Origin of the sequence: Rathayibacter sp. AY1F4, from assembly GCF_002931775.1 — a bacterium.
GTDB lineage: Bacteria > Actinomycetota > Actinomycetes > Actinomycetales > Microbacteriaceae > Rathayibacter.
This window is the reverse complement of sequence record NZ_PSVE01000004.1, coordinates 105,212-117,667: the sequence shown is the minus strand read 5'-3', so window position 1 is coordinate 117,667 and position 12,456 is coordinate 105,212. Positions and strand designations below refer to the sequence as shown.

Genomic DNA, 12,456 nt, shown 5'->3' with positions numbered 1-12,456 from the left:
GTACGCACCCCGTCAGCTCCGAGCGGCGAGCATCTCCCGGATGCGGTCGGCGAGGGCCCGCTCCGTCGTCAGGTTGCTGACCAGCTGGGCTCGGTGCCCCCCGCAGGCGCCCGGGAGGGGATCTCCGGTGCTCGGGTCGACCCGGCCCAGCAGTGCCCGCTCCCCCTGGGAGATCGAGGCCTCGAGCAGGGCGAGCCGCCGCTCGAGCCGCTCGGTCTCGAAGCTCTCGGGCGTGATGTCGGACTCGCGGAAGTGGTCGGCTGTTGAAGTGGGGACGCTCATCGATGATCCGTTCCGTCGGGGGCGCCCAGGAGCGGCGCCATCACCAGGAAGACACCGGAGAACGGCGATCATGACGCGAAGGCGCGAAATGCATTGAGACGTGGCGCGCCACCGGCGGTCAGGAGCGGAAGACGGCCAGGTTCTCGTTCTCCACGATGGCGAGGGTGCGGACGAGGCGGGTGTAGCGCTCGACGAGCTCGCCCTCCCCCGCGCCCTGCCCCAGCAGGGCCGAGATGCTCTCGGCGGGGAAGAGGGAGACGATCTCCATCGCGACGGCCCGCGCGTGCTCGGAGGAGAGAGTGCGCGCGTACTCCAGAGCGCGGGTCAGCTGCGGCCTCTCCTCCCCCTCCGGACTCGCCGACGGCGCCGTCGTGGCGGCATGGCCGAGGACCGCCACGAAGACGCGGGCGATCTCGTCGACCCGGAGTGCGCGGACCAGGGTCAGCAGACGCGAGGAGACGCGGGAGACGCCGCGCGCGAGGAGCTCTCCGCTGAGGGCGCGCACCTCGATCACGTCGCCGCCGCCGAACTCGCCGGAGACGCGCTTGATGCCCGAGGCGAACAGGCTCGAGCCGGCTCCGATGCTCCGCTCGGCCTCGAGGTTGATCTCGACGCGGCCGCGGCCGGTGGCCACTCCGGAGATCCAGCGCTGCTCCACGGGCGGATGCGCGTGCACGGCGCGGACGAGGGTGCCCGGGCCCGGCCCTCCCAGGGCGCCCAGGATGACCTCGGGGGTGCGCGCCCCGGCGATCCTGGTCGAGACGCCGTTGTGCGCGGCGAGCTCGGCGGCCCGCAGCTTGGAGCGGATGCCCCCTCGGCCGGTACCGCCTTTCTGCACGCCGATGCGGCGCAGCTCCGAGATGCCCAGCTCCTCGAGGTGCACGCCCTCGGCGATGCTGCCGGCGAAGACGCCGGGGACGTCGGTGAGCAGCAGCAGAAGGTCCGCCCCGAGGAGCATCGCCAGTCCGCCGGCGACGCCGTCGTTGTCCGAGCCGGCGGAGTCGATCGTGTCGTTGCCGTTGACCACGGGCACGACTCCGGCGTCGAGGGCGTGGCGGATCGCCTCGGCGACGTGCGCCATCTGCCGGGGAGAGGCGAGGTCGGACTCGCCGATGAGGATCTGCGCGACCAGGGCGCCCGAGAGCTCGGCCACCGAGCGGTAGAAGCCCATCAGGACGGTCTGGCCCACCGCTGCCGCCAGGCGTGCGCTGATCGGCTCCTCCTGCGAGCGGGCGAAGAGCGCCCGGCCCGAGGAGACGGCGCCGGAGGAGACCAGCACGACGTCCCAGCCCAGCGCGCGGGCGGCGAAGGCGCTCTCGAGCGCGCTGGCCAGGAGAACGGGATCCGGACCCGACTGCTTGGTGACCGAGCTGGACCCCATCTTGACCACGAGGGTCCTTCTGCGCGGCGCGGCCGGGTCGGTGGCGTCGGAGTCGGCGTGGTCGGGCAGGGCGTCGGACATGGCTCCCATGGTAGAGCGGGGGCGGTGGCCCTCCCTCGCCGAGACCCGGCGGAGACCTCCCCAGGACGGGGATGTCGGGGGCGGATGCGAGACTGCCCGGGACGTCTGGCACTTCCTCCTCAGTGCGCCTTGCCGGGCGGTCGCGGAAGGGTCCGAGCGGCTCGCCGGTGGATGTCGGTGGCGATTGACATACTCGAACACATGTTCGAACATGGGCAGATGAGCCCCCCTTCACCCCTCGTCTCCGCGGAGACGGCCGAGGCCGCAGAGCACCTTCTGCGGCAGCTCGCGTCGGTGAAGGAGCTGCAGTCCCGCATCCGGGACATGCAGGCGACCACCCTCGAGACCAGGAGCCTCGCCACCCTGCCGGCCTTCTCCTCCGTGCTCCCGGGCGGCTCGCTCAAGCAGGGTGCCGCCTACTCGGTGGAGGGCTCGATGAGCCTGGCGATGGGGCTGCTCGCCGGCCCGTCCGCCGAGGGCTCGTGGTGCGGCGTGGTGGGCGTCCCGGAGTTCGGGGCCGAGGCCGCGGCCGGCATGGGGATCGACCTCGAGCGCCTGGTGCTCGTGCCCGCACCGGCCGAGCACTGGCTCACCGTCACCGCCGCTCTGGTCGATGTGCTGACCGTCGTGCTCACCCGTCCGCCCGCCTCCGTCTCCTCGGCCGACGTCTCGCGTCTGGGAGCACGACTGCGCCAGCGGGGTGCCGCGCTCGTGGTCCTCGGCGAGTGGCCCCAGGCCGAGGCGCGGCTCAGCATCCGCAGCAGCCGCTGGGAGGGGCTCGGCGACGGCCACGGCTACCTGCGCTCCCGGGAGGCGATGGTCGATGTGGTCGGCCGGGCCGGCACCCGGGTGCGCACGGTGCGGATGAGCATGCCCGGCGTCGAGAGCGCCTTCGGCTCCCGGGTCGAGCACGGCCGCCTGCACGAGCGGGCGGTCTGAGATGGCGAGCGCACCCGAGCTGCGGCGGACGATCCTCGTCTGGTGCCCCGACTGGCCCCTCCTCGCGGCCGCCACCGACGCCGGCCTCGGCGCCGAGCACCCCCTGGCCCTCACGGAGAAGAGCCTGGTCTTCGCCTCCTCCCCCGCTGCTCGGGCGGAGGGGGTCCGGCGGGGCATGCGCGTGCGAGAGGCGCAGTCCCGTTGCACGGGTCTCGCCGTCCTCCCGTACGACCCGGTGCTCGACCACCGGGCGTTCGAGCCGCTCATCCAGGCGCTCGAGGAGATCACCCCGGGCGTCCAGCTGATCCGGCCCGGTCTGTGCGCGATCCGCGCCCGCGGTCCGCGCCGCTACTACGGGAGCGAGCAGAGCGCGGCCGAGGCGATCCTGCAGCGGCTGGCCGAGCTGGGTCTCCCCGACGCCCGCATCGGGATCGCCGACGGGCTCTTCGCCTCCGAGCTCGCCGCGAAGCACTCCGGCCGCCCCGTCGCCGTCGTGCCCCCAGGAGCAGCGGCAGGCTTCCTCGCCCCGCTCCCGCTCGACGCCCTCGAGACCGAGTCCGTCGCTGCCCCTGCCCGTGCTCCCCGCCGGGGGGACGACCTGGTGGCGCTCCTGCGCAGGCTCGGCGTCCGCACACTCGGCGCCTTCGCCGCCCTCCCTCGCGAGGACGTCGCCGCCCGGTTCGGACCGGAGGGCGCCCACGCGCACCTCCTCGCCGCCGGTGCGGAGTCGGAGACGGTGGTGCCCCGGCTCCCGCCGGAGCGCCTCGACCGGGCGATGGAGTTCGAGCCCCCTCTGGACCGCATCGACCAGGCCGCCTTCGCCTTCCGCGTCCCCGCGGAGGAGTTCGTCGCCGGGCTCACCCGCGCACAGCTGGTCGCGACCGCCATCCGCATCGAGGTCGTCAGCGAGCGCGGTGAGGTCTCCTCCCGGAGCTGGCTGCACCCGAGATGGTTCACCCCGGGCGACGTGCTCGACCGGGTCCGCTGGCAGCTGCAGGGCAGCGGGGAGATCGACACCGGTCTCGGAGCGCCGATCTCGCGGCTGTGCGTCGAGCCCGAGGCTGTCGACGCGATCGGCAACCACGAGCAGGGTCTCTGGGGCACCGCTCCGGAGGAGCGCGTCCACCACGGGCTGAGCCGCGTGCAGAGCATGCTCGGGCACGAGGCCGTGATGACCGCGTCGATCAGAGGGGGGCGATCCCTCCGCGACCGCCAGCACCTGATCCCCTGGGGCGACCGGGAGCCGGGCGACGCACGGCCGAGGACCCTGCCCTGGCCGGGCTCCCTGCCGCCGCCCCTCCCGCCGACGGTCTTCGCGGAGCCCGCGGCCGTGCTGGTCCGCGGACCGAGGGGCGAACCCGTCGCGGTCGACGAGCGCGGCGCCCTCAGCTCCGTGCCCGCCTACTTCACCCCCGGGACCTCTCAGGCACGCCTGGAGCCCCTCGCCGGGTGGGCGGGTCCCTGGCCGATCGACGAGCGCTGGTGGGATCCGAGCACCGCCGTCCGTTACGACCGCTTCCAGGTGGTCGACGCCGCCGGTGTCGCCTGGCTGCTGCTCTGCCTCGACGGGGTCTGGGCCGCCGAGGCCCGCTACGACTGAACCGGAGCATCCCTCCACCACCGCGAACGAGCACCGAAGGAGCCCCGATGGGCTGGAACAACCCGCCGATCCCCTGGTCGGAGTTCGAGCGCCGCCTCTCCAGCGGCAAGCGCGCCGACGGCACGGTCGTCCGGGGTGACGGCGGCGACAGCCCGGCCTGGTCGCACAAGCGACCCGCCTACGTGGCCGGGGACGATGTCCGGCCGCCGGCTCATCCGGTGCCCTACGCCGAGCTGCACGCCCACTCCCACTTCAGCTTCCTCGACGGGGCGAGCAAGCCGGAGCAGCTGGTCGAGGAGGCGGTCCGGCTCGGCATCGACACTCTCGCGCTCACCGACCACGACGGGCTCTACGGCATCGTGAGGATGGCCGAGGCCGCGCAGGGGCACGCCGTCCGCACGGCCTTCGGAGCCGAGCTCTCGATCGGGCTCACCTCGCCTCAGAACGGGGTCGCCGATCCGGAGGGGACCCACCTGCTCGTCCTCGCGCGCCGCGAGGAGGGCTACCACCGCCTCGCCCGCGCGATCACCACCGCTCAGCTCGCCGGAGCCGAGAAGGGCAAGCCGAGCTACGACCTCGAGGAGCTCGCGCGCGCCGCCGACGGCCACTGGATCGTGCTGACGGGCTGCCGCAAGGGAGCGGTCCGTCAAGCGCTCGCCGCCGCAGGAGTGGCCGCGGCCGAGCGGGAGGTCCGCGAGCTCGTCCGGCTCTTCGGTCCCGCCAACGTCCTCGTGGAGCTGTACGACCATGGGGATCCCCTCGCCTCGCGCGCCAACGACCAGCTGGCGGCGATCGCCGAGAAGCTCCGGCTGCGGACGGTCGCCACCGGGAACGTGCACTACGCCCGGCCGGAGGAGCGCCCCCTCCAGACGGCCCTCGCCGCGGTCAGAGCACGCCGGAGCCTCGACGAGATGGACGGCTGGCTCCCCGCAGCGGGCGGCGCCCACCTGCGCTCCGGCGCCGAGATGGCCGAGCGCTTCGGCCGCTACCCCGGCTCCGTGGAGAACACGGTGCGAGTCGCCGACGAGATCGCCTTCGAGCTCGGCCGAGTCCGGCCCCGGCTGCCGCGCCAGGAGGTCCCCGAGGGGCACACCTCGATGAGCTGGCTGCGCGAGCTCGTGCGCGAGGCCGTGCCGGCCAAGTACCCCCGCGCCGACGCCGACGTCCTCGCGCGCCTCGAGAAGGAGCTCGCGGTGATCGAGCAGAAGGACTTCCCGGGCTACTTCCTGATCGTCCACGACATCGTCCACTACGCCAAGCGGAACGGCATCCTCTGCCAGGGACGCGGCTCGGCCGCCAACTCGGCGGTCTGCTACGTCCTGGGCATCACGGCGGTCGACTCGATCTTCTACGACCTGCCGTTCGAGCGGTTCCTCTCCAGCATCCGCGACGAGGAGCCCGACATCGACGTCGACTTCGACTCGGAGCGGCGCGAGGAGGTGATCCAGTACGTCTACCGGAAGTACGGACGTCTGAACGCGGCCCAGGTCGCCAACGTCATCACCTACCGGCCCAAGTTCGCCGTGCGCGACATGGCCAAGGCCCTCGGATACAGCGCCGGGCAGCAGGACGGCTGGTCGAAGCAGGTCGAGCGGTGGGGGTCCGTCACCGAGAGCACCGACCACGACATCCCCGAGGACGTGGTCGCCCTGACCACCCGGGTGCTGGGCACGCCCCGGCACCTGGGCATCCACTCCGGCGGCATGGTGCTGACCGACCGGCCCGTGGGCGAGGTCTGCCCGATCGAGCCCGCCCGGATGGAGGACCGCACCGTCCTGCAGTGGGACAAGGACGACTGCGCCTGGATGGGCCTGGTCAAGTTCGACCTCCTCGGGCTCGGGATGCTCGCCGCCCTGCAGTACACGTTCGACCTCGTCGCCGAGCACGTCGGCGAGAAGTGGGACCTCTCCACCCTTCCCCGGGAGGAGAAGGGCGTCTACGACCAGCTCTGCCGCGCCGATTCGATCGGGGTGTTCCAGGTCGAGAGCCGGGCGCAGATGGGCACCCTCCCCCGGCTGCAGCCGCGCCGCTTCTACGATCTGGTGATCGAGGTCGCGCTCATCCGCCCCGGCCCCATCCAGGGCGGTGCGGTCCACCCCTACATCCGCCGCAAGCTCGGCGAGGAGCCGGTGACGTACCAGCACCCCCTCCTCGTGACGCCGCTCAAGCGCACCCTCGGCGTGCCGCTCTTCCAGGAGCAGCTCATGCAGGTGGCCGTGGCCGTCGGCGACTGCAACGCGGAGGACGCCGACCTGCTGCGCCGGGCGATGGGGTCCAAGCGCGGGACCGAGAAGATCGAGACCCTCCGCGAGCGGCTCTACCAGGGAATGGCCCGCAACGGCATCACGGGCGAGGTCGCGGACGACATCTACCTCCGGATCCAGGCCTTCGCGAACTTCGGCTTCGCCGAGAGCCATGCGATCAGCTTCGCCCTGCTGGTCTACGCGAGCGCCTGGCTGCGCCTGCACTACCCCGCCGCGTTCACCGCCGCGCTGCTGAGGGCGCAGCCCATGGGCTTCTACGCCCCGCACACCCTGGTCGCCGATGCCCGGCGTCACGGAGTGGAGGTCGTCTCGCCCGACGTCAACCGCTCCCTGGGGCCTCCCGGGCTCGAGGCGAAGGAGGACGCCCCCGCACGCCGGAGGGGCGGCGCCGCTTACGGGAGCGACGACTGCCTCCGCGCCGATCAGCCGCCCACGGGACTGTTCGACCGCACGGAGCACTTCCACACGGACGACCACAGGCGCGACAGCGGCTTCGTGATCAGGCTCGGGCTGGCCGGGGTGAAGGGCATCGGCACCGCGCTCGCCGAGCACATCGTCGCCGAGCGCGAACGCGGCGGACCCTACGCGAGCATGGCCGACCTCTCGCGTCGGGTCGGCACGACCGCGGCTCAGCTGGAGGCCCTCGGCGCCGCGGGCGCCTTCGACTCGCTGGGTCTGCAGCGCCGGCAGGCGCTCTGGGAGGCCGGCACCGCAGCAGGCGACCGCGAGGAGTTCCTCGCCGGCTCCACGGTCGTCGTGCAGCCCCCGCTCCTGCCGATGCTCTCCCCTCAAGAGCGCGTGGTCTTCGACTTCTGGGCCACCGGCATCTCGCCCGACGACCATCCGCTGCGCCACCTCCGCGAGGGACTCGCTCGCCGCGGCGCCCGCTCCTCGGCCGATCTCCCCGGCATCGCCTCGGGGACCCGGATCGAGGTCGGCGGGGTCGTGATCCATCGCCAACGTCCCTCCACAGCCGGTGGAGTGACCTTCCTCAACCTCGAGGACGAGCACGGGATCCTCAACGTGATCTGCTCCGTCGGAGTATGGAACCGCTACCGCCGCGTGGCACGAGAGGCACCCGCCCTGCTGGTCAGGGGGATCCTCGAGCGCTCCGACGAGGGGGTGACCAACCTCCTCGCCGACAGGTTCGAGACCCTCACGGTCGGCGCTCGCACCACCTCCCGCAACTTCCGATGACCCCTCAGCGGCACCGCCCGCTCGCCCCACGAGAAAGCGACACCATGACCACTCTCGACCACGCCGCTCCCGCTCCGCACCTCGATGCGCCGCTCCTGAACGACCGCGAGCTGCGCGAGCGCGTCTCCTCGCTGATCGGGCCGGCCTACCGCCGGGCCCTGTGGCCGATCTTCCTCGACCGTGACGGCGTGCAGCTGCCGATCCTCTACCCGGTGGACGGGCTCCCCGTGCACCCCGACGAGGAGAAGACCGAGCGGATCGTCGCCACCCTCGCCAAGGCCGTGGCGCACCAGGACGTGGGCTCGCTCGCCTTCGCCCTGGAACGTCCCGGGCGCGCCTTCCTCGGCGAGACCGACCGGGTCCTCGCCCGTCATCTGGCGGCGGCGTGCCACAAGCGGGCCATCCCCCTCCGCGCGCTCCTGCTCGTCCACGACGAGGGAGTGCGGGTCGTGACCGCGACGGAGTACGCCGTGGTCACGCTCTGAGCGCTCGGGCCCGAGGCGGCCGTTCAGGACAGCGGCGGCCCCCCACCTGAACAGCCGATCGCCACGGAGCTCAGGCGCTCAGGGTCACCAGCAGCGAGGAACCGCCGAGATCCACCTCGGTGTCCCCGGGCTGCACCGCGTACTCCCCGACGCCGAGCAGCGTCTCCGCCACCTCCGGCAGGGCGATGCGAGCGGCGGACTCGCCGACGTTGATCGCCACGGTCACCCGACCGCGGCCGAGAGTCAGCCAGCGGGCCTCCTCGTCGAACTCCACGCGGAGCGACCCGAAGCGCGGGTCCGTCAGCTCGGGGTAGCGGCGGCGGATCGCCACCAGCTCGCGGTACACCTCGAGGGTGCGGGCGTGACGCCCCTCCCCGACCTCGGACCAGTCGAGCCGCGAGCGCAGGAACGTCTCCGGGTCCTGCGGATCGGGCACGACCTCCGGGTCCCAGCCCATCTTCGCGAACTCCTCGATGCGGCCCTTCGCCGTCGCCTCGCCCAGATCCTTCTCCGGGTGCGAGGTGAAGAACTGCCACGGGGTCGACGCCGCCCACTCCTCGCCCATGAACAGCATGGGAGTGAAAGGGCCCAGCAGCGTCAGAGCCGCGGCGATCGCGAGGCGCCCCTCGTCGAGGGTCGCCGTCAGACGGTCGCCGACCGCCCGGTTGCCGATCTGGTCGTGGTTCTGGCTGCAGACCACCAGGCGCCAGGTCGGCATGTGCTCGGTGTCCACCGGACGGCCGTGGTGGCGGCCGCGGAACGTCGAGAGGGTGCCGTCGTGGAAGAAGCCCCGCGTCAGCACCTTCGCGAGGGCGCCGAGCGGCGCGAAGTCCTCGTAGTAGCCCGTGGTCTCCCCGGTCAGCGCGACGTGGACCGCGTGGTGGAAGTCGTCGCTCCACTGCGCGTCGAGCCCGTAGCCGTGCGCCTCCCGCGGAGTGATCAGCGTCGGGTCGTTGAGGTCGGACTCGGCGATCAGCGTCAGAGGGCGCCCGACGTGGGCCGACAGCACGGCCACCTCGCTCGCCATCTCCTCGAGCACGTGCACGGCCCGCTCGTCCGAGAGGGCGTGCACCGCGTCCAGGCGCAGGGCGTCGACGTGGTAGTCGCGCAGCCACATCAGAGCGTTGTCGATGATGTACCCGCGAACGGTGTCCGAACCCTCGCCGTCCAGGTTGATCGAGCTGCCCCAGGTGTTGGCCTTCTCGTTCTTGAGGTACGGGCCGAACTCCGGCAGGTAGTTGCCGCTCGGGCCGAGGTGGTTGTAGACGACGTCCTGGACCACGCCGAGGCCGGCACGGTGGGCGGCGTCCACGAAGCGCTGGTACGCCTCGGGTCCGCCGTACGGCTCGTGCACGGCGTACCAGAGGACGCCGTCGTAGCCCCAGTTGTGCGTTCCGTTCACCGCGTTGACCGGCAGCAGCTCGATGAAGTCCACGCCGATCGAGCGCAGGTGCTCGAAGCGCTCCGCCGCCGCGTCCAGGGTGCCCTCGGGGGTGAACGTACCGAGGTGCAACTCGTAGATGACGGCGCCGGCGAGCTCGCGCCCGGTCCAGGCGGAGTCGCCCCACTCGTGCGCCGAGGGGTCGAACGTGCGCGAGAGCTCGTGCACGCCCTTCGGCTGGCGACGCGAGCGGGGGTCCGGCAGCGGACCGCTGCCGTCCACCCGGTACCCGTAGTCGACCTCGCCGGTGGCCGGGGCCGACGCGGGCGCCCGCCACCATCCGTCGTCCCCGTGGCGGGTCATCGTCAGCGACGAGTCGTCACCGAGAAGGAGCTCGACCGTCGAGGCCTCGGGGGCCCAGACGTCGAACCGCTCGGGCCCGGTCGTCGGGAGTGCGTAGCGGTAGGGAGTCGTGCTGATCACTGCTGTCTCCAGGAGGGGTCGGATCGGTCTGCGGTGCGGTGCGGAACCGGTCAGGAGACCGGGGCGAGCAGTGCCACGGGGTAGTCGGCGAGGATCTCGGCGACCGGAGTCACTCCTCCCGCGAAGGTGCGGCCGGTGAGGACGTCCTCCATCGGGTGCCCGGGCAGGACCACGACCGTGCCGTTCCACCCGCCCGAAGCGGCGAGGCCCTCGGGGAGCCTGGTCGCGACGGTCAGCGCGCCGCCGCGATCGAAAGCGATCGCGTGCTCGGCGGCGGGCCCGATCGCGGGGACGGCGGCGTAGCGGGTGAACAGCTCGGGGCGGTCGCGGCGGAGCCGGAGGGCGCGTGAGGTGACGAGGAGCTTCGCGGCTCCCTCGGCGTCGATCGCGGGCTTCCAGCCGCCGTCGATCCGCTCCAGCAGCGCTCGACGCTGCCCGAAGTCGACCTCGCGGCGGTTGTCCGGGTCGACGAGGGAGGTCTCCCAGAGCTCGCTGCCCTGGTAGACGTCCGGGATGCCCGGGGCGGTGATCTGCACGAGCTTCGCGGCGAGGCCGTTCGACCAGCCGGCGGCCGACACCCGCTCGACGGTCTGCTCGACCAGCCGGCGGACGGCGGGCTCGTCGAACGCCGCGTCGATCGCCGCGTGCATCCGCTTCTCGAACTGCTCGTCAGGAGCGGTCCAGTGCGTCGAGTCGTCGGCCTCGCGCGACGCCTTCTCGGCGTAGGCGTGCAGGCGCTCGCGGCTCGCGGGCCAGGTCCCCACGACGGCCTCCCAGAGCAGGTGCTCGATCGGGCCGTCGCCGAAGCCGACGAGGGCGTGGAGCTCGCGGAGCGTCGCCGCCCACGCCTCCGGGTCCTCGGCCAGTGCGGTGATCCGGGCACGGGTGTCCTCGCCGCGCTTCGTGTCGTGGGTCGAGAGCGTGGTGAGCGAGGCGGGGAACGAGGCCTGGCGCACGGCCTGGCGGCGGTGGAACTCGACCAGGTCGATCGCGAACTCGTCCGGGTCCGCTCCGACCTCGTTCAGCGAGGTGAGGCGGCTGAAGCGGTAGAACGCCGTGTCCTCGACGCCCTTCGCCATCACCATGCCGGAGGTCTGCTGGAAGCGCACGGACACCGGCGTGCCGGTCTCGCCGAGCGCCGCGGCGACCTCGTCGATGGTCGCGCGGATCTCGGGGCGGCGGCGCACGGCGTCGACGCGGGCGTGCTCGAGGTGCTCCGCTCCGTAAGGGAGGTAGCTGCGGTAGACCGGGTAGGTCGCCAGGAGCTCCGCCAGCGCGTCGTCCGCTCCCTCGATGCCGGGAATCAGGCGGGCCAGCCGCAGGACCTCGGAGCGGAGGATGCCGTCGGCGATGCCGCGCTTGGTGTCGTGGATGAGGTCGGCCCACTGCAGCGGGGCGCCCTTCCCCGTGAGCTCGGCGTCGAGGCCCTCCAGCACGGGGCGGGCGTCGGGGTCGACCAGGATGCGGTCGACGTCGGCCAGGGCGTCGTAGCCCGTGGTGCCGACGGTCGCCCAGTGCGGCGGGAGCTCCTCGTCGCCCTCGAGGATCTTCTCGACCCAGACCGGGGCGCCGCCGATCGCGCGGGCCAGGTCGTCGAGGTATCCGCCCGGGTCGGCCAGGCCGTCCGGGTGGTCGACGCGTAGGCCGTCAGCGAGCCCCTCGGTGAACCAGCGGACGATCTCGGCGTGCGAGGCGTCGAACACCTCGGGCCGCTCGACCGTGATGGCGGCGAGGGTGTTCACCGCGAAGAAGCGGCGGTAGTTCAGCTCGGCGTCGGCGCGGCGCCAGTTCACGAGCTCGTAGCTCTGGCGCTCGTGCACCGTGCGGCCGGAGTCGCCGGGCTCGGCGGTGCCGGGCGCGATCGGCAGGCGGTTCTCGTAGTAGTGCAGCTCGTCGCCGACGACCTCGAGCGCGTCGAGCTCGCTGTCGCTGTCTCCCTCGCTCGCACCGTCGCCGAGGATCGGCACGCGCAGCTTCCCGCCCCCCGCCTCCCAGTCGATGTCGAAGGCGGTGGCGTAGCGGGAGGACTTCCCGTTCCTCAGCAGGTCCCACCACCACGAGTTCTCGCTCGGGGTCGCGACGCCCATGTGGTTGGGGACGATGTCGATGAGGACGCCGAGGCCCTCCGCCCGCGCCGCGGCCGAGGCGTTCGCCAGGCCGGCCGCGCCACCGCGATCGGGATCGACCTCGGTGTGGTCCACCACGTCGTAGCCGTGGTCCGAGCCGGGCTCGGCCTTCAGCAGCGGCGAGAAGTACAGCCAGTCCGCTCCGAGCGCGCGCACGTAGTCGGCGACGCGGGCGGCGTCGTCGAGGTCGAACGCCGACCGGATCTGGAGGCGGTAGGTGGAGGCGGGCAGACGCAC

8 protein-coding genes are annotated in these 12,456 nt (G+C 72.7%); 4 read left to right on the top strand and 4 right to left on the bottom strand.

All coding sequences use genetic code 11. The annotated features are described in order from the left end of the window. Positions 1–12 precede the first annotated feature (12 nt). Both C5C59_RS03445 and proB read right to left on the bottom strand, forming a co-directional pair. A complete protein-coding gene (locus C5C59_RS03445) occupies positions 13–282 on the bottom strand; it encodes a hypothetical protein (RefSeq protein WP_104237459.1) in 270 nt (89 codons plus the stop codon). Positions 283–400: 118 nt separating this feature from the next. Further along, the gene (gene proB, locus C5C59_RS03440; protein WP_181127028.1) at positions 401–1,744 is read right to left on the bottom strand and encodes a glutamate 5-kinase; all 1,344 of its coding nucleotides are present in this window, start codon (positions 1,742–1,744) and stop codon (positions 401–403) included. A gap of 219 nt (positions 1,745–1,963) precedes the next feature. Between proB and C5C59_RS03435 the strand changes: the two genes are divergently transcribed. Genes C5C59_RS03435 through C5C59_RS03420 form a run of 4 tightly spaced genes read left to right on the top strand, consistent with a single transcriptional unit; the run spans position 1,964 to position 8,229 of the window. Further along, on the top strand, positions 1,964–2,683 hold the full coding sequence (locus C5C59_RS03435; protein WP_258062559.1) for a hypothetical protein: 720 nt from the start codon (positions 1,964–1,966) through the stop codon (positions 2,681–2,683). 1 nt (position 2,684) lies between these two features. Further along, positions 2,685–4,283, top strand: a complete 1,599-nt coding sequence (locus C5C59_RS03430) for a DNA polymerase Y family protein (RefSeq protein ID WP_104237461.1) — start codon at positions 2,685–2,687, stop codon at positions 4,281–4,283. Positions 4,284–4,330: 47 nt separating this feature from the next. After that, positions 4,331–7,744 (top strand): error-prone DNA polymerase, encoded by a 3,414-nt coding sequence (locus C5C59_RS03425; protein WP_104237462.1) that lies wholly within the window; start codon positions 4,331–4,333, stop codon positions 7,742–7,744. A gap of 44 nt (positions 7,745–7,788) precedes the next feature. After that, positions 7,789–8,229 (top strand): hypothetical protein, encoded by a 441-nt coding sequence (locus C5C59_RS03420; RefSeq protein ID WP_104237463.1) that lies wholly within the window; start codon positions 7,789–7,791, stop codon positions 8,227–8,229. 70 nt (positions 8,230–8,299) lie between these two features. Here C5C59_RS03420 and treZ read toward each other — a convergent pair whose 3' ends face one another. Further along, positions 8,300–10,093 carry a malto-oligosyltrehalose trehalohydrolase gene (treZ, locus tag C5C59_RS03415; RefSeq protein ID WP_258062558.1) on the bottom strand — a complete coding sequence of 598 codons (1,794 nt, stop codon included), beginning with the start codon at positions 10,091–10,093 and terminating at the stop codon, positions 8,300–8,302. A gap of 50 nt (positions 10,094–10,143) precedes the next feature. Beyond that, a complete protein-coding gene (gene treY / locus C5C59_RS03410; protein WP_104237464.1) occupies positions 10,144–12,456 on the bottom strand; it encodes a malto-oligosyltrehalose synthase in 2,313 nt (770 codons plus the stop codon).

Coding starts and splice junctions, on each gene's coding strand:
- C5C59_RS03445 (WP_104237459.1), bottom strand. CDS start 282: ATGAGCGTCCCCACTTCAACAGCCGACCACTTCCGCGAGTCCGACATC.
- proB (WP_181127028.1), bottom strand. CDS start 1,744: ATGTCCGACGCCCTGCCCGACCACGCCGACTCCGACGCCACCGACCCG.
- C5C59_RS03435 (WP_258062559.1), top strand. CDS start 1,964: ATGAGCCCCCCTTCACCCCTCGTCTCCGCGGAGACGGCCGAGGCCGCA.
- C5C59_RS03430 (WP_104237461.1), top strand. CDS start 2,685: ATGGCGAGCGCACCCGAGCTGCGGCGGACGATCCTCGTCTGGTGCCCC.
- C5C59_RS03425 (WP_104237462.1), top strand. CDS start 4,331: ATGGGCTGGAACAACCCGCCGATCCCCTGGTCGGAGTTCGAGCGCCGC.
- C5C59_RS03420 (WP_104237463.1), top strand. CDS start 7,789: ATGACCACTCTCGACCACGCCGCTCCCGCTCCGCACCTCGATGCGCCG.